The sequence below is a fragment of the Actinomadura sp. NAK00032 genome (assembly GCF_013364275.1).
Lineage (GTDB): Bacteria > Actinomycetota > Actinomycetes > Streptosporangiales > Streptosporangiaceae > Spirillospora.
In genome coordinates this window covers 1373714-1391078 of record NZ_CP054932.1, presented here as the reverse complement: position 1 = coordinate 1391078, position 17365 = coordinate 1373714, and the positions used below count along the sequence as shown (strand labels likewise).

Here is a 17365-nt window from a genome sequence, read left to right as displayed (position 1 = left end):
CGAGGACGTCGGGCACCGGAAAGGTCCGGAGATAAGTGGAGACAAATCCTCCGGTCGGTGTTACGGTGCGAATAAGTGGAGAAGAAACCTCCGGAAGGATCGAGATCATGAACACCACCGCCCTCCCCCGCCGGACCGGCCCGCTGACCGTCGACGCCACCGGGCCCGCGGACGTGCGCGCCGCCGTCCTCGCGTCCCGCGAGCGGGGCCTGCCGCTGACCGTCCAGGCCACCGGGCACGGCACGCTCGTCCCGACGGACGAGGGGATGCTGCTGAGGACGTCCCGCATGTCCGGCGTGCTCGTCGACCCCGCCCGCCGCGTCGCCCGCGCCGGGGCCGGCGCCCGCTGGAGCGACGTCATCGCCGCCGCCGCGCCGCTCGGGCTCGCCCCGCTGTCCGGCTCGCACGCGTCCGTCGGCATCACCGGCTACACGCTCGGCGGCGGCGTCGGCCCGCTGTCCCGCCGGTACGGGTTCGCCGCCGACCACCTGCTGCGCGCCCGGATCGTCACCGCCGACGGCCGGTACCTGACCGCCGACGCCGACCGCCACCCGGAGCTGTTCTGGGCGCTGCGGGGCGGCGGCGGCAACTTCGGTGTGGTGACGTCGCTGGAGTTCCGCCTCCACCCGGTCTCGACGGTGTTCGCCGGTACCGCGCTGTTCCCGGCCGAGCGCGCCACCGACCTTCTCACCCGGTTCCGGGACGAGGCGGACACTCGCCCCGACGAGCTGACGGTGTCGGTCGCCCTGGCCGACCACAACGTGCACGGACGGGTGGTCGTGCTGCGCGGCGCCTACGCCGGTTCCGCCGAGGACGGCGCGCGCGCGTTGCGCTCACTGCGCGAGGCAGGCGGCCCGGCCCTGCACGACGACTTCCGCACGATGCCCTACGCCGAGACCGAGACGCTCGGCGGCACCGCGCCCCACCACTTCCACCTGCACGCCGACCTCCCGGACACCCTGATCGCCGCGATCGCCGCCTCCAGCGCCGCCGGTATCGAGGTGCGGCACTGGGGCGGCGCGATGGCCCGTCCGGCGCCGGACGCGGGCCCGGTCGGGCACCGGGACGTCCCCTTCTCGCTGACCGTCGACGGCACCGCCGACGACGACGCGGCGCTCGCGCCGTTCGCGACCGGCGGCTCGTTCCTGAACTTCCTGCACGACACGTCCCGGACGGCGACCGCCTACACGCCCGGCGACCTGCGGCGGCTGCGCGAGGTCAAGCGCGCCTACGACCCGCAGAACGTGTTCCACCGCAACCACAACATCCGGCCCGCCTGACCGCCGGCCCGCCTGGAATGCGAGGAAACCGCCATGACCACGACGCTCACGGCCTCCGCCCCCGACTCGGCGCAGAAGCTCGACCGCGGCCTCGTCGCGCTCGGCATCGCGGTGGTGCTCGGCGCCATCATGTCGATCATCGACGCGACCGCCGTCAACGTCGCCACCCGGACGCTCGCCGCGGACTTCGGGGCGCCGCTCACGTCCGTCCAGTGGGTGCTGACCGGCTACATGCTCGGCCTCGCCGCCGTCATCCCGGCCACCGGCTGGGCCACCGAGCGGTTCGGGGCCCGCCGGGTCTGGATCGCCGCACTGCTGCTGTTCCTCGGCGGCTCCGCGCTGTCCGGCCTCGCCTGGTCGCTGCCCGCGCTGATCGGCTTCCGGATCGTGCAGGGCGTCGGCGGCGGCATGATCATCCCGGTCGCGCAGACCGTCCTCGCGCAGGCCGCGGGCCCGGCCCGGATGGGACGCGTGATGGGCTTCATCGGCCTGCCGATGCTGCTCGGCTCCGTCGCCGGCCCGATCGTCGGCGGGCTGATCCTCTCGTCCGCCGGCTGGCGCTGGATCTTCCTCGCCAACCTGCCGCTCGGCGCGGTCGCGGTCGTCGCCGCGCTGCGCCTGCTGCCCCGCTCGGCCCCGCGCCCGGCCTCACTGGACGTGCGCGGGCTGCTCCTGCTGTGCGGCGGCGTGGCCCTGTTCACCTACGGCACCACCGAGGCCGGACGCCCCGGCGGGCTCGGCGACCCGCGCACCTGGGCGATCGCCGGCACCGCCGCCGCGATGATCGCCCTGTACGTCCGGCACGCGCGCCGCCGCCCCGCGCTGATCGACATCGCGCTGTTCCGGCACCGCGGCTTCACCGCCGCCGCGGTGACCAACGTCGTCGTCGCCGTCGCGCTGTTCGGCGTCCTCGTGCTGCTGCCGCTGTACTGGCAGGTCGTGCGCGGCCACGGCCCGCTCGCCACCGGCCTGCTGCTGGCACCGCAGGCGCTCGGCGCCGCCGTCGCCATGCCCCTCGCCGGACGGATCACCGACCGGCTCGGCGCGGGCATCGTCGTCCCCGCCGGCATCGTCCTCGGCCTGATCGGCACCGCCGCCTACACCCGACTCGGCGCCGACACACCGGTGACCGTCCTCGCCGCCGCCCTGTTCGTGCTCGGCCTCGGCCTGGGCGCGACGATCATGCCGTCGATGGCGGCGGCCTACCAGTCCCTGCCGCCGCACCTCATCCCGCGCGCGACCAGCGCCATCAACACCCTGCAGCGGATGGGCGCGTCCGTCGGGACGACGGCGCTCGCCGTGGTCCTGCAACGCGAGATCAGCGCCCGGACGCCGGGGCTCGCCGCCCTCGGCCCGCTGCCCGACGCGACCCGCGAGGCCGTGGCGCCCGAGCTGGCGGCAGCCTTCGGGCACGCCTTCTGGATCGCGCTGGGCATCGCCGTCCTGGCCCTGGTGCCGGCGCTGCTGCTGCCCCGCACGAAGTCGTGACCGGCCGGGCCCCGTGCTCCGGAGCTGGGGATCACCTGCGCGAGACCCGCATGGGGACCACCCCGGCCGGACGGTACGTGATCTCCGCGCGCGCCCGGACGTTCACCCCCGGCACCAGGTCCAGCCGGTGGGTGCGGCTGATGGCGGCCAGCACCAGCGTCGCCTCCAGCATCGCGAACCCGGCCCCGACGCAGATGCGCCTGCCGCCGCCGAACGGCAGGTACGCGTACCGGGGACGCTGCTGCTCCCCCATGAACCGCTCCGGCTGGAAGCCCTCCGGATTCGGCCAGACCTCCACGTTCCGGTGCACGAGATAGGGCGGGACGGCGATGGTCGCCCCGGCGGGGATCCGCACCCCGGCGACCTCGTCGTCCTCGACCGCGTCGCGCTCGATCGTCCAGGCGGGCGGGTAGAGGCGCATCGCCTCGGAGATGACGGCCTTCGTCCACGGCAGCTGATCGGCGTCCTCGGCCTTCGGCTCCCTGCCGCCGAGGACGTCGTCGACCTCCGCCTCCAGCCGGTCCCTGGCGGCCGGGTAGCGCGACAGCAGCATCAGCGTCCACGCCAGCGCGGCCGCGGTGGTCTCGTGCCCGGCCAGCAGAAGCGTCAGGACCTCGTCGCGGAGCTCCTCGGCGTTCAGTTCGCCGCGCTCCTTGAGCAGGACCAGCATCTCGCCGCCGTCCGGGCCCTCCACGACCCGCTGCACCATGCCGTCCAGGTAGTCGAGCGCGCCGCCGAGCCCCGGCACGCGCCGGTAGAACTCCCGCTTGGCCAACGCGCCCGGCAGGAACGTCCCGGCGACGGCGCCCCGCTGCAGCGCCTCCAGCGCCCGCCCGACGCGCGGCGCCTCACCGGCGAGCGCGCTGCCGAAGAGGGCCCGCCCCACGATGTCCAGCGTGAGTTTCCGCAGCTCGCCCGCCGCGTCGAGCGTCACCCCGTCCGGCCACCGCTCGACGCCCTCGACGGCCGTCTCCACCATCTGCGACCCGAACCCGACGACGTGCCGCTGCGAGAACACCGGCTGCATCAGCCGCCGGTGCCGCCGCCAGATGTCGCCCTCGCTGGTCAGCAGCCCGTCACCGAGGACGGCACGCAGCGGCCGGTACGTGAACGCCTTCACATAGTTGTCCTGGTTGGCCACCAGCACCCGTTCGGCGTGCTCGGGCCGCGACAGCAGGTAGAACGCCCGCCGCGCCCCGAACGGCACGCGCACCGCGTCCCCGTACCGCCGGGCGAGCCCCCGGTAGGTCTCCAGCGGATCCCGGGCCATCCGCCCCCACCAGCGCGCCGCCTCCAGGTTCCCCGGCCCCATGACGTCCATACCTCCACCGTAAAACCGGCGCCCGCCTCCGGCCACCCCACCCGATCTAGGGGCGCAGACGGTAGCCGGTGCCGCGCACCGTCTCGAACCGGTCGGCGCCCAGCTTGCGGCGCAGGTAGCGGACGTAGACGTCCACGACGTTGGAGCCGGGATCGAAGTCGAAGCCCCACACGTGCGCGAGCAGCTGCTCCCGCGTCAGCACCTGGTCGGGGTTGCGGCAGAACATCTCGGCGAGCGCGAACTCGCGGGAGGTCAGCTCGGCCGTCCGTCCGGGCACGTGGGCGCGCCGGGTCCGCAGGTCGAGGGCGAGGTCGCCGACCCGCAGCAGCGTCGGCTCGGGGATCCGGTCGCCGCGCAGCCGCAGCCGCACCCGGGCGAGCAGTTCCTCGAACGCGAACGGCTTGGCGATGTAGTCGTCCGCGCCGCCCTCCAGGCCCGCGACGGTGTCGGCCACGCCGTCGCGGGCGGTCAGGATGATGACGGGCAGCGCCACGCGCTCCTCGCGGAGCCGGCGCAGCACGGTGAAGCCGTCCCGCAGCGGCAGCCCGATGTCGAGGATCATCAGGTCGAACGCGCCGCCCCGCGCCTGCTCGTAGGCGGCGACGCCGTCGGCGGCCACGGCGGTGCCGAAGCCCGCGGCGCCCAGGCCCTTCTCCAGGAACGAGGTGATGCGCGGTTCGTCCTCGGCGATCAGGATCCGGCTCATGCGTCCTCCCTCTCGTGCCTGTCTCCCGCGAGAACCTCCACAGCACCCTCCTGAACCGGACGCAACGGCAGCTCCAGGACGAAGCAGGCACCCCCGCCGACCGGATGCTCGACCCGGGCCCGCCCGCCGTGCGCCCGCGCGATCGACGCCACGATCGCCAGGCCGAGCCCGGCCCCGTCCGTCGGCCGCGGCCCCTCCCCGGCCCGGACGAACCGGTCGAAGATCCGGGCGGCGTCCGCCTCGTCCACCCCGGGCCCGGTGTCGCGCACCCACAGCACGGCCACGGCCCCGCGCACCGTCGAACCGATCTCGATGACGTCGTCCTCTCCGGTGTGCCGGACGGCGTTCGCCGCCAGCTGCATGAGCGCCTGCGTGAGCCGCTGCCGGTCGGCGACCGTCCGCACCTCCGCCACACCGCCCACCCGCCACCGGCGCGGCGCCATCCCGCGCGCCTTGGCGACCGTCTCGACCGTGAGGTCGGCGAGGTCCGTCGCGTCCGGCGCCAGGAAGTCGGGACGCTCCGCCTTCGCCAGCACCAGCAGGTCGTCCACGATGCGGCCCATCCGGTCGAGCTCGTCGAGCAGCAGCGCCCGCGTCTCCGCGCGCTCGGCCGGGTCGTCGTCCATCAGCTCCAGATGCCCGCGGATCACCGTGAGCGGCGTCCGCAGCTCGTGCCCCGCGTCGTCGACGAACCGGCGCTGCGTCGCGAACGCCGCCTCCAGCCGGTCGAGCATCACGTTGAACGTGGCGGCCAGCGCGGCGACGTCGTCGTTGCCGCGCACCTCCAGCCGCCGCGTCAGGTCCGACCCGCTGATCCGCTCCGCCGCCTGCCGCACCAGCCGGACCGGCGCCAGCACCCGCCCCGCGACCAGCCACCCCGCCGCCCCGGCGACCGCGAGCGCGCCGAACGCGGTGATCCCGAGCACCCGGGTCGCCTCGACCACCTCGTCCCGCTGCCGGTCGCGGAACTCGACCACGACCAGCGCACCGCCGACCGGATCACCCGCCACCCGCACCGGCAGGACCGCGTACCGGACGCGCCCCGCGGAACTGTCGGCCCACCCGTGAGCAGGCCGGTCGGCCCGCGCGACCCGCGCGACGAACGCCGCGTCACGATCCAGCCGCGCGGGCGGCGGATACGGGCTGCGCCGGTCGGCGCGGCCGTCCACGACCGTGAAGAACGTCTCCTCCTCGTCCGGGAGGTTCTGGGCGAGGTAGGCGGTCAGCAGAGTCCGGACGTCCCGCGCCTCGACGCCGCCCTGGGCGTACTCACGCAGCTTGGCGGCCTCATGCCCCAGCTCCTCGTTGATCCGCTCGTCCAGCCGCTCCGACTGCACCGACCACGTAACGAACACCGAACCGCCCAGCGCCAGCGCGACCAACAGCAGCATCCACCCAACGATGCGGGCGCGCGCGCTGACGCCATGGGTCTCAGTCGTCGTCGGCATCGTCGTCATCGTCGTCGCTGTCCGGCGGACGCGGCGGCGCGACGGGCCGCACCGTCCGCTCCGTTCGCTCCGGCGACGGCCGCGCCGTCTTGGACACCGTCGCCGTGGGGCCGCTGGACGTGGGCGACACCCGCACGGTGTCGCCGAGCCGTGGCGGTGCACTCGTCTGCGCATGGGCGAACGCGGCGGCGAGCCCCAGCGTCACGAGGGCCGCCGCGCCCGCACCGGCGATCGCCGCTCGGGTGGCCATCCGCCCACTATCCCCCCGAGCCCGCGCCCCCGCGACGCGTCACGGATGAGAACCCTCTAATGAGAGCCCCCTAACGGTGGCCTCACCGCGCCCTAATCCCCCCGGGCAAACCTGTACTCATGCAAGACGACATCATCTACGGCCTCACCGCGGACCTGCTGGCGATCGGAGTACTGGCGCACCTGATCTACTTCAGGCGCCACCGCCGGCGCGACCTGCAACTCGCCTACATCGCCGTCAACATCGGCGTCTTCACGGTCGTATCCCTGCTCCTCGTCCAGCGAGCGGACCTGGCCATCGGCTTCGGCCTGTTCGGGGTGCTGTCGATCATCCGCCTGCGCTCAAGCGCCCTCACCCAGGAAGAGGTCGGCTACTACTTCATCGCCCTGGCCCTCGGCCTGGTCAACGGCCTGGCAGCCCAATCCCCATGGCTGGCGCTGACCCTCGACACCGTCCTCCTAGCGGTCATGTACGCCGCCGACCACCCCCGCCTGGCGCCCCGCACCGAACACCGCCTCATCACCCTTGACGTCGTGCACTACGACGACACCGCACTACGAGCCGACCTAGAGAGCCGCCTGGGCGGCACCATCCTGCGACAGTCGGTAACAGAGGTCGACTACGTCCGCGACGTGATGGTGGTGGACGTCCGCTTCCGCCGCACAGCCCACCGCGCCCTCACCCGGAGCCTCACATGAACCTGACGGCCTTCCCCGCAGTCGGCCTGCCCGAGGTACTGGCCCGCTCCGCACTGCAACTCCGCCTAGACCGCAAGTACATCGTCCCCACGAACCTCATCCCCGCCCTGCTCACCCAACTGACACCCACCCACGCCGCCCTGGAGATCGACGGCCTCCGCACCTTCCGCTACACCTCGACCTACTTCGACACCCCCGACCTGCTCACCTACCGCCACCACCTGCAGGACAGACGCCGCCGCTACAAAATCCGCACCCGCACCTACCTCGACACCAGCGAGTGCATGTTCGAAGTCAAGATGAGCGGCACCCGCGAAGCCACCGACAAGCGCCGCCTACCCCACGACGCCACCCACCGCGACGAACTCACCCCGTCCGCTCAAGACTTCCTCTGGGAGACGCTCCTCTCCGCCTACCGCACGAACCCACCGTCCCCGCTACTCCCCACAGCAACGACGACCTACAACCGAACCACCCTCGTCCAACGCCACGGCACAGGCCGCGTCACCCTGGACACCAACCTCATCTGCACCCACCACAACAACCACCAAGCCGCCCGCGACGACTGGGCCCTGGTCGAATGCAAGTCGTCCACCCCGGACACCCCAGTGGACCGCCTCCTACGCCGCATGCGCCTGCGCCCAGTGAGACTCAGCAAGTACTGCCTGGCAGTAGCCGTCCTCTACCCAGGCACCACCGCCAACCCCTGGCACCGCCCCCTACGCCGCTGCTTCCCCCACGATGAGCACGACTCCCACCAAGTCGACTACGATGCGGGACGAGCCCGCCGGCGTAGCTCAATTGGCAGAGCATCTGTCTTGTAAACAGAAGGTTAGGGGTTCAAGTCCCCTCGCCGGCTCCCAGCTCAAAGCCCCCTTGCGATCACCACAAGGGGGCTTCTTGCTGACAGCAGCGTCTACGCCGCACCAACGCTCCGGTCCACAAAGATCGTGGCCGCTTCGGTGAGCTCCTCGCTGACGACGTGTGCGTAGGCGCGCAGTGTGATCGCCGGGTCAGTGTGCCGGGCTGGGCGGCGATGACAATGGCAGGCGTGGCCATGGCGCGAAGGTCATTCGGTCCACTCGCCTGAGGTCGCCCATCGCTGGACGCGCCTCACATAACGAAGAGCGCGCCTGAGGGCGGGTGTACCGATCACCACGGCCAGGGTCCCGAACGCGAGCATGTACGGCGCTCGATCCTGTCCGGCGCGTCTTTCCCTCATGAGATCGCTGTAGTCACGGGGACCGTAACCGCTGAAGCACGTGTACGGGCCGTCCGGGTTCATCACCTCGCCGCCGCACTTGATCGGCCGGTCGGCCACATAAAGGTCGTGAGTACCGATGAACACCATCATCGCCCCGCACCCGATCAGCGGGAAGAAGAACGCGGACAGCAGCAATGCCGCGATCGCCCGCGGGAGGTGCAGGCGGACGAGACATGACCACGATCCCTGGCCGCCAAGGTCGATCATCAGGATGTTACTCGGCAGGGATCAGCACCGCCGGGGTCTCGCGCCCCCAACCCAGGGAGCTGGTGAGCGGTGGGCGGTGCGGACGCCCGCTTCGGCGACCTCGTCCATGGAGACGGCCCTCGGCGCCGTGGGTGGCGATCAGTTCGGCGGCGGCGCGCAGTGTGGGGGTGCCGGCAGCCTTACGGAGTTGTATCCGGAGGATCCTCCGGTTAGCCTCCATAAACGGAGACTTTTCCTGTTAGCGCCTTGGAGGATGGGATGGCTACTGCTCTGGAGGGCCGGACGGCCCTGGTCACGGGCGGCGGACGCGGTATCGGAGCAGCGATCGCGCTGCGCCTCGCGCGGGACGGCGCGGACGTTGCCGTGACCTACGTGCGGGACGGCGAGCGGGCTGCCGAGGTCGTCCGCGAGATCCAGGCAGCGGGGCGGCGCGGACTGGCGATCGCGGCGGACGCGGTCGATCCGGCCGCAGCGGTGGGCGCCGTGGATCGGGTCGCGGCCGAGTTCGGACGCCTCGACATCCTGGTCAACAACGCCGGCATCGCGCCGTACGGGCCCTTGGAGGACGTCTCGGCCGAGGAACTCAACCAGACGATCGACCTGCACGTCCGGGCCGCGTTCGTGACGGCGCAGGCGGCGGTCCGCCATCTCGGTCCGGGTGGACGGATCATCAACATCGGCAGCAGCATGGCCGAACGCGTCCCCTACCCGGGGTGGACGCTGTACGCGATGTCCAAGTCCGCGCTCACCGGCCTCACCCGGGGCCTCGCGCGCGATCTCGGACCGCGCGGGATCACCGCGAACGTGGTCCAGCCCGGCTCGACCGACACCGAGATGAATCCGGCCGACTCTCCGGACGCGGAGTTCGAGCGCGGCTTCACGGCACTCGGCCGGTACGGGCGCGCCGAGGAGATCGCCGCGATGGTCGCGCACCTGGCCGGCCCGGGCGGCGACTACGTGACCGGCGCGTCGATCGCGGTGGACGGCGGGTACGCGGCCTGAATGGAGTGCTGCTGCTCGTCGCCTCGCTGACGCATTTCGGTGAGGGAAGCCGTAGGCGCGCGGGCCGGGATACCTTGGGCAGAATCCGGCTCGCGCCCAGGTCCTTCAATACAAGGGCCCTAGGGCCCCGAGATTTCGTCGTCGCATTGAGGCCCCTTAGCTCTGCCCGGCCGTGATTCGTCTTGAGTAACTTTCGGCAAGCTACCGAAAGGAGAAGGATCGTGGCGATCAACGTCCGAAGAAAGGCCGCCTTCGCGGGTGCCGGGATTGCGATGGCAACCGGCCTGGGACTGGTGGCATACGATGCGGCGCCCGCTCGGGAGACCACATTGAGCTCCGGGGGCACCGAAACAGCCCAGGCCGCCGGAAGCCTGAGCAGCGCGCAGATCGCGGCCGGAGCCACCCGTGTCGTCGGGGACTCGGCGAACACGCCCGTCTACCTCATCAAGGGGTACCGGCAGAAGGTCACCGACACCGGATGCGCGAGCAAGTGGAGCGGCGCGGTGAAGGCGATGCGCGGCTGGGGCTGGACGGGTAAGTTCCACCGGGTCGGCTACTATTCGACCGACAATCCGAAGAACTGCGTGCGGATTGCCAAGGGGTCGAATGACACCTCCATCAAGGATCTCGGCAGGAAACTGGCCCAGAACATCTACAAGAACTACTCGTCCAAGGGCCAGACCGTCGACATCGTCGCGCACTCCATGGGCGGTCTGGTCGCCCGTGCCGCCATCGCCGGCTACGCGCGCCACGAGCCGGGCTGGCCGCCCAGGCTGCTGATCCAGGACGTGGTCACGCTCGGCACGCCGCACCAGGGGGCCCTGTACCCCATGGCCTGTGCAGTCAACAAGCAGTGCCGGGAGATGAGCGGGACGAACTCGTTCCTGAACTGGCTCGGCACAACGCTGCCCCAAGCCGATGGCGGTACGGACTGGACGCTGATCGCCACGGATCGGGACGAGGCGGTCAACTCCTCCAGCGCCGCGGCCGGGCACGTAGGAGCCCAGCACCGGGTGCGCTACGCCGGGGCCGCCAACCTCCGGCACAGCGACCTGCGCACAAGGGTCTCCGGCCACTACCGGCTGAACTACAGCCTCAACGACGCCAACTGGAAGCACATCCGGAACGGTGCACCACCCATCCGCGTGGCCATGGACGCCATCTACTGGTCCAGCAAGTGGTGATCTGAGAGGCGGCGGGCCCGGGGTCAGTGGAGAGCCGGAACCTGACTCCGGGCCGGTCCGCCGCTGTTCTCCGGGCCTCAGGCCAGTGGGCCCAGCCTTGCCCATGCGTGCGTCCGCAGGGACCCCACGGGCGACGTACCGCCGCCTAGCCGCGTGCCTCCCGACCGGCCGTCTCTCGTCGCCGGGCCACGAACGCGTGGATCGCGAAGATCGTGGCGAAACCCAGCGACAGCACCGGGACCACCAATCCATCGATCATCGGGCGTCGTGCGTCGACCGCGGTGAATTCCGGACGGGACGGCGAATACCGTATCCGGGCCCGTGTCCCCACCTTCGGCATCTCCGCCCAGTCGTCCTGGTTGATGGAGGCTCGCACCCGCCGTCCCGTGGAGGTCGTGAAGACCACATCCGCGTAGTCCGTCGACTTGTGCCCGGACCATCTCTTGACGACGACACCGGACGTCTCCACCCCGTCACGCGCCCGCAGGGCCTCTTTGACGATGAAGACCGAGGCGATGAGGGTGAATATCACGGCGCCCACTACGGAGATCGTCGCCGCAGGAAGTCGTATCGGCCGCCGAGGCGTCGGCTCGATCGTCCGAAACCGCTTCTGATGCCGCCGTTCGAGAGCCGCCGTCCATGGTCGCCGGCTCATCGTGCCTCCCCGTTTCTGCTGTGACGTCCGCGGCCGGCCAGCCGTTTCCCGCGTCAGCGGTCATGTCCGTCTCCGGCCAGGGCGGCACCTTGGACGCCTATCAGCGGCCCTTGGGATGACGTTCGGATAGGCGGCGGCTGAGGCCAGACCGCATGCGTGGTGATGCGCCGGGTAGCGCTGCCAGGCGCTGCACCTCCTGCGGTTCGAGTTCGTGGCGAGCGGCGAGTGCGAGTGCGGCCGCGTACGGTCTGCTCGTGGAAGCCAGCAGTCTGGTCTCCAGTTCGGCCAGCACCTTGAGCAGCACCGTTCGGTCGGAGTTCGGGTGCTCGGCGAGGAGCCTCAGGAGTCGTCCGTCGTTCCAAGCGCTGTCGCCCTTCGAGCACAGCTTTCCCAGGACGCACGCGGGTGTGCGTGGATTGGAAGCCAGCGCCTGCCAGACGAACGGATATGGAGACTCTGCGAGAAGGCAGAACGTCTGCGGGTCGGTGTTCGGGTCGAGCGCTGCATCGCGGTAGTCCGCCGGTGTGCGGAAGCGCAGGGAGGGTCGGTCGTCTTCGCTCTGGCCCACCTTGGACAATCTACGCCCGCACACCCCTCAGGCCGCCGACCGCGTCTTCCGCGAAAAGGCTGCTCACCTGGGTGTCGATCTCAGCGACAGGGAGCGGAGGTTCCCACTACCCCGCCTTCTCCCGGGGCGAAGACGTCCTTGAGGTGTTCCTTCAGATCCACGCAACTGGTCGCGCCGGACGAGGGTGCCGCCGGGACGATACCGACAATGGCAGCCAGCAGTAACACGAGCAGTGACGCGCGTCGGGGCAGGGGCACGGGGGATCTTAGACCTCTCTGCGGTTCGGGCGGGCGTTGCTCTCGGGCCGGTCGAGGGCCGGGAAGGCTCAGTACCCTCTGGCTATGCGGATTGTGGCGGTTGCCGATACGCACACCTTTCATCGGGAGCTTGTCGTCCCTGATGGGGATGTCTTCGTGCATGCGGGGGATCTGTGTCGGCGCGGCAAGGACCTCGGCGAGCTTGAGGACGCCGCCGACTGGATGTACGGCCTTCCACATCGGACGAAGGTTGTGGTCGCGGGTAATCACGACTGGATGTTCACGGACGCGCCTGAGCGTGCTCGTGCCGTCTTGGCCGAACGTGGCATCTGCTACCTGGAGGACAACGGGACGGAGATCGACGGCGTCACGTTCTGGGGCAGCCCGTGGCAGCCGGAGTTCAACGAGTGGGCGTTCAATCTGCCTCGGGGACGTGCCCTTGCGGAGAAATGGGCCTTGATTCCGGACGGCGTCGACGTTTTGGTCACGCATGGGCCGCCGCTGGGGATCGGTGACGCCAACGCCTACCCCGGGCGGCACGGTTGTGAGGATCTGCTGGCTCGGGTGCGGGAGGTGCGTCCCAAGCTCCACCTGTTCGGTCACATCCACCAGGACGGAGGGCTCTGGCGCCATGAGGAGACGACCTTCGCCAACGTCACCACATGGGAGTGCGAGCGCGGCCCCACCGTTGTCCGGCTGGAGCCATCGGGTGCCGTGGGCGAGGTCGTGCCGCCGGCGCGGAGCCCGAGCTGAGCTTGTCGCGGGAGGGGATGTCAGACGTCTACTTCCGAGAAGCGGATGGCGACCTTCTTGCTGCCGATCGACTTGATGGTGATGTTCAGGTTGGCCTCTTGGGCCTCGTGATCGTCCAGCGCGACGGTGATCTCGGTGGCGGCGACGGTGAGGGTCACTCGGTCGCGCTCGGTGGTGGTGAGTTCGACGTCGCGGCCCAGGACGGTGGCGGCGGACGGGCCTTCGCGGTCGAAGGTCACCGTGCAGGGGCTCTTGGCGCGGCCGGTGATGGTGTGCGCGCACTCGACCTTGGCGTTCTCGGTGCCGGCGCCGCAGGCGGTGGCGCCGAGGGCCAGCAGGGCCAGTGGGAGGGCGGTCAGCGGCTTCAGCCGGAGGGCGATCACTCGCCGAACCTTAGCGGGGGTATGTGGAGATTTTTTCGGGGTCGGGTGTCGATTTCGGGGCGCGGCGTTCGTGTAGGGGGTGGGAGCGTCCGAGGGGCCTGGGCGTGGTGCGCGGGCCCTGCCGGGGAACGACGAGGTCACCGGGGTAGGGGACGCAATGAGGAGGAACCATGAAGCTCTACGCGCTCAACATGATCCAGCCGGTGGGCGACCCGCCGCCGCCGGAGGTGCTGGACAAGGTCATGGCGGACATCGCGGAGATCCGGCGGGACCTGGAGCTGGAGGAGTCGTGGGTGTTCGGACGGGGCTTCCACGGTCCCGAGGCGAGCACCATGGTGCGGCCGCGCGGGGATGACTGCGTCGCGACGGACGGGCCCTGGACGGAGGGCAAGGAGCACATCGGCGGCATCACGATCATCCAGGTCGAGGATCTGGACGCGGCGCTGCGGGTGGCGGCCAGGTTCGTCAAGGTGACGGGGCTGCCGATGGAGGTGCGGCCGTTCCAGGGCGAGGTGTGATCGAGCGGGTCTTCCGGGAGGAGCACGGCCGGGCGGTGGCCGTCCTGGTCCGGGTCTTCGGCGATGTCGACGTCGCCGAGGACGCGGTCCAGGACGCGTTCGCGGAGGCGGTCCGGAGGTGGCCGTCGGACGGGACGCCGCCGAGCCCGGCCGGGTGGATCATCACGACGGCGCGGAACAAGGCCATCGACCGGCTGCGCCGGGAGGCGCTGCGGGCCGGCAAGCACGCGGAGGCGGTGACGGTGCGGGAGCCGGTCGAGTCGGGCGCCGTGCCGGACGACCGGCTCCGGCTGATCTTCACGTGCTGCCATCCGGCGCTGGGGCGGGAGGCGCGGGTGGCGCTGACGCTGCAGCTGCTCGGGGGCCTGACGACGGCGGAGATCGCGCGCGCCTTCCTGGTGCCGGAGAAGACGATGGCGCAGCGGCTGGTCAGGGCGAAGGCGAAGATACGCGATGCCCGGATCCCCTATCGGGTGCCGGAGGAGCGCGAGCTGCCCGGCCGGCTGTCCGGTGTGCTGGCCGTCCTCTACCTCGTGTTCAACCAGGGGTACGCGGGGCGGGACGAGCTGGGCGCCGAGGCGATCCGGCTGGGTCGGGTGCTCAGGGAGTTGATGCCGGACGAGCCCGAGGTGCTGGGTCTGCTGGCGTTGATGCTCCTGGTCGAGTCGCGCAAGGCGGCCCGGATGGAGGGGGGCGAGCTCGTCCTGCTGAACGACCAGGACCGGGGGTTGTGGGATCGCGGGCTCATCGAGGAGGGGCAGGCGCTCGTCCGGCGCTGCCTGGAGATCGACCGGCCGGGGCCGTACCAGATCCAGGCGGCCATCAACGCGGTGCACAGCGACGCGGCGGCTGAAGCCACGCGGTGGACGCAGATCGTGCGGTTGTACGACCAGCTGATGGCCGTGGCGCCGAGCCCCGTGGTGGCGTTGAACCGGGCCGTGGCGGTGGCCGAGGTCGAGGGTCCGGAGGCCGGTCTGGCGCTGGTGGACGGGCTCGACCTCGGCCGGTACTACCTGTTCCATGCGGTCCGCGCGGATCTGCTGCGGCGGCTCGGAAGGGGCGCGGAGGCCGCGGCGGCGTACGGCGCGGCCATCGAACGGGCGGAGAATCCGGTGGAGATCGCGTTCCTGGAGAAGCGGCGGTGAAGGTCAGGCTCGTCCCGCCGGCTGCGCGACGGGCGGGGACGCGGCAGGCGGGGACGCGGCTGGCGGGGACGCTGCTGACCCGTCCGCGACGGGCGCGTCCGGGACGGGCGGTGCGGGCCTGCGGTTGAGGGACTGGCCGGCGAGCAGCGCGCCGAGCGCGATGGTGAACCCGACGACCTGCCAGAACGTGAGCGTCTGCCCGAGGATCAGCAGGCCCGCGAGGGTCGCGACCATCGGGTTGGTCAGGCCGAGCAGGGAGACCGAGGTCGGGGGCAGCCGGTCGATGCCGCGGAACCACAGCGCGTACGCGATCGCGGTGCCGACGATGCCGAGGTAGGCGAAGCCCAGCACGTTCTCGCCCGTGATGGACGCGGGCACGCCCTCGGTGAGGAGCGTGAGCGGCAGCAGGGCCAGGCCGCCGACCGTGAGCTGCCAGCCCGTCATGATCAGCGGCGATTCGGGGCGTCCCCACTTCTTGGCGAGGACGATCGCGACGGCCATCAGGGACGTCGCGGTGAGCATGGCGGCGATGCCGAGCGGGTCGAGGCGGGCGTCGGCGGTCAGGGTCAGCAGCGCGACGCCGCCGGTGCCGGCGAGCGCCGAGTACAGCACGGCGCGGGCCGGGGCGACGCGCAGGATGCCGAGCGACAGCAGCGCCACGACCAGCGGCTGGACGGATCCGATGGTCGCGGCCACCCCGCCGGGCAGCCGGTAGGCGGCGAAGAAGATCAGCGGGAAGAAGGCGCCGAAGTTCAGCATGCCGAGGACGATCGACTTCCACCACCAGTCGCCGCGCGGGAGGCGGCGGCCGGCGGCGAGCAGGACCAGCCCGGCGGGGAGGGCGCGCAGGGTGGCGGCGAGCAGCGGGCGGTCGGCGGGCAGCAGCGTGGTGGTGACGACGTAGGTGGTGCCCCAGCTCGCGGGCGCGAGGGCGGCCAGGGCCAGGTCGGACGCGTAGCGGCTGTGCCGCGTCCCGGATGCCGCGGTGGCGGTCACGGACGATCACCTCGAACCGGACGATCCCAACAGGTACATGAACGTCAATTATCTGAACGTTGAGATTATTCCTGTTGAGAGAAACCGGTTCCCCGGGTGCGCGGGAGATCAGGCGTGCGGGAGATCAGGCGTGCGGGAGATCAGGCGCGGCGGAGACCAGGGGCGGCGGAGATCAGGCGCGCAGGCGGCTGACCTCGTACAAGGCGATGCCGGCGGCGACGCCCGCGTTCAAGGACTCGGCCTTGCCCGGCATCGGGATCGTCACCAGCATGTCGCACGTCTCGGCGACCAGGCGGCTGAGGCCCTTGCCCTCCGAGCCCACGACCAGGACGAACGGCCCGGACGCGATCTCCAGTTCGCCGACGGTCACGCCGCCGGCGGCGTCCAGCCCGGCGACGAAGCAGCCCGCCTTCTGGTACGCCTTGAGCTGCCGGGTCAGGTTCGTGGCCTGCGCGACCGGGCAGGTCGCGAGCGTGCCGGCGGACGACTTCCATGCCCCGGCGGTGACCCCGGCGGCGCGCCGCTCCGGCACGACGACGCCGTTCGCGCCGAACGCGGCCGCGGACCGGACGATCGCGCCGAGGTTGCGCGGGTCGGTGATGCCGTCGACGGCGACGACCAGCGGCGACGACCCGGTGAGCAGGTCATCGGGGTGCGCGTACCGGTACGGCTTGACCTGCAGCGCGATGCCCTGGTGGACGGCGCCGTCGGTCAGCCGGTCGAGCTCGTTCTTGCCGGTCTCCAGCAGCGGGACGCGCCGGTCGGCGGCCAGTTGGATCGACTCACGGACCCGCTCGTCGGTACTGGACATCACGTACAGCGCCGTGCCGGGGACGCCCGCGCGCAGCGCCTCGACCACCGGGTTGCGTCCGGTGACCAGCTCGGGGACCTCGCCGTTCGCGCGGCGCGCACCGGCGGGGCGGCCCCCGGTGGCCGGCGCGGCGGCGCCCTTCGCGCGGGCGCCCGGGCCCACCGTCGGCGTGCCGGTGCGCTTGGCGCTCTTCACGGCGCGGGCCTTCTGGCGCTTGGCGTGCCAGTGCCGGTCCTCGGCCTTGGGGGTGGGTCCCTTGCCCTTGCGCTTGGCCATTGTCGGTCATGCCCCTCGCGACGATTGCGTGCTCGCCCTCGCGGCTGCCGGGCGGCTCAAGATCTCAGCGCGACGGGGACGGCACACTGCGGCGCACTGGCGAACCCCCCGCGAACATCCGATTTTATCCGGTGCGCGGCGTCCTTCAGTCCCCG

Annotated in this window: 19 protein-coding genes and 1 tRNA gene; 10 read left to right on the top strand and 10 right to left on the bottom strand. The window is 71.4% G+C overall.

The genetic code is table 11. The features are described 5' to 3' along the window. Positions 1-107: 107 nt before the first annotated feature. Both HUT06_RS06610 and HUT06_RS06605 read left to right on the top strand, forming a co-directional pair. Positions 108-1280, top strand: a complete 1173-nt coding sequence (locus HUT06_RS06610) for an FAD-binding oxidoreductase (RefSeq protein WP_176194897.1) — start codon at positions 108-110, stop codon at positions 1278-1280. A gap of 33 nt (positions 1281-1313) precedes the next feature. Beyond that, positions 1314-2768, top strand: coding sequence for a DHA2 family efflux MFS transporter permease subunit (locus HUT06_RS06605; RefSeq protein WP_176194896.1), 1455 nt, complete (start codon positions 1314-1316; stop codon positions 2766-2768). A 31-nt stretch (positions 2769-2799) separates the two neighbouring features. Here the strand turns inward: HUT06_RS06605 and HUT06_RS06600 are convergent, their stop codons facing one another. Genes HUT06_RS06600 through HUT06_RS06585 form a run of 4 tightly spaced genes read right to left on the bottom strand, consistent with a single transcriptional unit; the run spans position 2800 to position 6493 of the window. Then, positions 2800-4089, bottom strand: a complete 1290-nt coding sequence (locus tag HUT06_RS06600; RefSeq protein ID WP_176194895.1) for a cytochrome P450 — start codon at positions 4087-4089, stop codon at positions 2800-2802. A 46-nt stretch (positions 4090-4135) separates the two neighbouring features. Beyond that, the gene (locus HUT06_RS06595; protein WP_176194894.1) at positions 4136-4795 is read right to left on the bottom strand and encodes a response regulator transcription factor; all 660 of its coding nucleotides are present in this window, start codon (positions 4793-4795) and stop codon (positions 4136-4138) included. After that, positions 4792-6186 (bottom strand): cell wall metabolism sensor histidine kinase WalK, encoded by a 1395-nt coding sequence (locus HUT06_RS06590; protein ID WP_176194893.1) that lies wholly within the window; start codon positions 6184-6186, stop codon positions 4792-4794. The genes HUT06_RS06595 and HUT06_RS06590 overlap by 4 nt, the downstream gene beginning before the upstream one ends. A gap of 40 nt (positions 6187-6226) precedes the next feature. Next, on the bottom strand, positions 6227-6493 hold the full coding sequence (locus HUT06_RS06585; RefSeq protein WP_176194892.1) for a hypothetical protein: 267 nt from the start codon (positions 6491-6493) through the stop codon (positions 6227-6229). A gap of 119 nt (positions 6494-6612) precedes the next feature. On the opposite strand from HUT06_RS06585, the gene HUT06_RS06580 reads away from it, so the two are divergent. The 3 genes from HUT06_RS06580 to HUT06_RS06570 all read left to right on the top strand — a co-directional run bounded on the left by HUT06_RS06580 (position 6613) and on the right by HUT06_RS06570 (position 8050). Then, positions 6613-7191: a DUF4956 domain-containing protein gene (locus tag HUT06_RS06580; RefSeq protein ID WP_176194891.1), complete on the top strand. Its 579-nt coding sequence runs from the start codon at positions 6613-6615 to the stop codon at positions 7189-7191. After that, positions 7188-8015, top strand: a complete 828-nt coding sequence (locus HUT06_RS45545; RefSeq protein ID WP_176201186.1) for a VTC domain-containing protein — start codon at positions 7188-7190, stop codon at positions 8013-8015. Before HUT06_RS06580 ends, HUT06_RS45545 begins: the two co-directional genes overlap by 4 nt. Beyond that, positions 7978-8050 (top strand) — tRNA-Thr (locus HUT06_RS06570). The genes HUT06_RS45545 and HUT06_RS06570 overlap by 38 nt, the downstream gene beginning before the upstream one ends. Before the next feature lie 210 nt (positions 8051-8260). On the opposite strand, the gene HUT06_RS06565 is transcribed toward HUT06_RS06570, so the two are convergent. Further along, positions 8261-8662 (bottom strand): hypothetical protein, encoded by a 402-nt coding sequence (locus HUT06_RS06565; protein WP_176194890.1) that lies wholly within the window; start codon positions 8660-8662, stop codon positions 8261-8263. A 258-nt stretch (positions 8663-8920) separates the two neighbouring features. On the opposite strand from HUT06_RS06565, the gene HUT06_RS06560 reads away from it, so the two are divergent. After that, complete coding sequence (locus HUT06_RS06560) at positions 8921-9664, top strand: SDR family NAD(P)-dependent oxidoreductase (RefSeq protein WP_176194889.1); 744 nt, start codon at positions 8921-8923, stop codon at positions 9662-9664. A 221-nt stretch (positions 9665-9885) separates the two neighbouring features. Next, entirely contained in the window at positions 9886-10848 is a 963-nt protein-coding gene (locus tag HUT06_RS06555; RefSeq protein ID WP_217711228.1) for a GPI inositol-deacylase, read from the top strand. Between the two features lie 145 nt (positions 10849-10993). On the opposite strand, the gene HUT06_RS06550 is transcribed toward HUT06_RS06555, so the two are convergent. Both HUT06_RS06550 and HUT06_RS43740 read right to left on the bottom strand, forming a co-directional pair. Then, positions 10994-11503 carry a DUF3592 domain-containing protein gene (locus tag HUT06_RS06550; protein ID WP_368406953.1) on the bottom strand — a complete coding sequence of 170 codons (510 nt, stop codon included), beginning with the start codon at positions 11501-11503 and terminating at the stop codon, positions 10994-10996. 100 nt (positions 11504-11603) lie between these two features. Then, on the bottom strand, positions 11604-12071 hold the full coding sequence (locus tag HUT06_RS43740) for a hypothetical protein (protein WP_217711227.1): 468 nt from the start codon (positions 12069-12071) through the stop codon (positions 11604-11606). A 341-nt stretch (positions 12072-12412) separates the two neighbouring features. Here HUT06_RS43740 and HUT06_RS06540 point away from each other — a divergent pair, with 341 nt between their 5' ends. After that, entirely contained in the window at positions 12413-13081 is a 669-nt protein-coding gene (locus HUT06_RS06540; protein ID WP_176194887.1) for a metallophosphatase domain-containing protein, read from the top strand. 20 nt (positions 13082-13101) lie between these two features. Here the strand turns inward: HUT06_RS06540 and HUT06_RS06535 are convergent, their stop codons facing one another. After that, positions 13102-13464 (bottom strand): hypothetical protein, encoded by a 363-nt coding sequence (locus HUT06_RS06535; RefSeq protein WP_176194886.1) that lies wholly within the window; start codon positions 13462-13464, stop codon positions 13102-13104. Between the two features lie 170 nt (positions 13465-13634). Here HUT06_RS06535 and HUT06_RS06530 point away from each other — a divergent pair, with 170 nt between their 5' ends. Both HUT06_RS06530 and HUT06_RS06525 read left to right on the top strand, forming a co-directional pair. Beyond that, positions 13635-13982 (top strand): YciI family protein, encoded by a 348-nt coding sequence (locus HUT06_RS06530; RefSeq protein ID WP_176194885.1) that lies wholly within the window; start codon positions 13635-13637, stop codon positions 13980-13982. Further along, positions 13979-15127: an RNA polymerase sigma factor gene (locus tag HUT06_RS06525; protein ID WP_176194884.1), complete on the top strand. Its 1149-nt coding sequence runs from the start codon at positions 13979-13981 to the stop codon at positions 15125-15127. Before HUT06_RS06530 ends, HUT06_RS06525 begins: the two co-directional genes overlap by 4 nt. Before the next feature lie 3 nt (positions 15128-15130). Here the strand turns inward: HUT06_RS06525 and HUT06_RS06520 are convergent, their stop codons facing one another. Further along, positions 15131-16123, bottom strand: a complete 993-nt coding sequence (locus HUT06_RS06520) for an EamA family transporter (RefSeq protein ID WP_254715013.1) — start codon at positions 16121-16123, stop codon at positions 15131-15133. Between the two features lie 172 nt (positions 16124-16295). Continuing rightward, a complete protein-coding gene (rlmB, locus tag HUT06_RS06515) occupies positions 16296-17210 on the bottom strand; it encodes a 23S rRNA (guanosine(2251)-2'-O)-methyltransferase RlmB (protein WP_176194883.1) in 915 nt (304 codons plus the stop codon). Positions 17211-17365 lie beyond the last annotated feature (155 nt).

Coding starts and splice junctions, on each gene's coding strand:
- HUT06_RS06610 (WP_176194897.1), top strand. CDS start 108: ATGAACACCACCGCCCTCCCCCGCCGGACCGGCCCGCTGACCGTCGAC.
- HUT06_RS06605 (WP_176194896.1), top strand. CDS start 1,314: ATGACCACGACGCTCACGGCCTCCGCCCCCGACTCGGCGCAGAAGCTC.
- HUT06_RS06600 (WP_176194895.1), bottom strand. CDS start 4,089: ATGGACGTCATGGGGCCGGGGAACCTGGAGGCGGCGCGCTGGTGGGGG.
- HUT06_RS06595 (WP_176194894.1), bottom strand. CDS start 4,795: ATGAGCCGGATCCTGATCGCCGAGGACGAACCGCGCATCACCTCGTTC.
- HUT06_RS06590 (WP_176194893.1), bottom strand. CDS start 6,186: ATGCTGCTGTTGGTCGCGCTGGCGCTGGGCGGTTCGGTGTTCGTTACG.
- HUT06_RS06585 (WP_176194892.1), bottom strand. CDS start 6,493: ATGGCCACCCGAGCGGCGATCGCCGGTGCGGGCGCGGCGGCCCTCGTG.
- HUT06_RS06580 (WP_176194891.1), top strand. CDS start 6,613: ATGCAAGACGACATCATCTACGGCCTCACCGCGGACCTGCTGGCGATC.
- HUT06_RS45545 (WP_176201186.1), top strand. CDS start 7,188: ATGAACCTGACGGCCTTCCCCGCAGTCGGCCTGCCCGAGGTACTGGCC.
- HUT06_RS06565 (WP_176194890.1), bottom strand. CDS start 8,662: ATGATCGACCTTGGCGGCCAGGGATCGTGGTCATGTCTCGTCCGCCTG.
- HUT06_RS06560 (WP_176194889.1), top strand. CDS start 8,921: ATGGCTACTGCTCTGGAGGGCCGGACGGCCCTGGTCACGGGCGGCGGA.
- HUT06_RS06550 (WP_368406953.1), bottom strand. CDS start 11,503: ATGAGCCGGCGACCATGGACGGCGGCTCTCGAACGGCGGCATCAGAAG.
- HUT06_RS06540 (WP_176194887.1), top strand. CDS start 12,413: ATGCGGATTGTGGCGGTTGCCGATACGCACACCTTTCATCGGGAGCTT.
- HUT06_RS06530 (WP_176194885.1), top strand. CDS start 13,635: ATGAAGCTCTACGCGCTCAACATGATCCAGCCGGTGGGCGACCCGCCG.
- rlmB (WP_176194883.1), bottom strand. CDS start 17,210: ATGGCCAAGCGCAAGGGCAAGGGACCCACCCCCAAGGCCGAGGACCGG.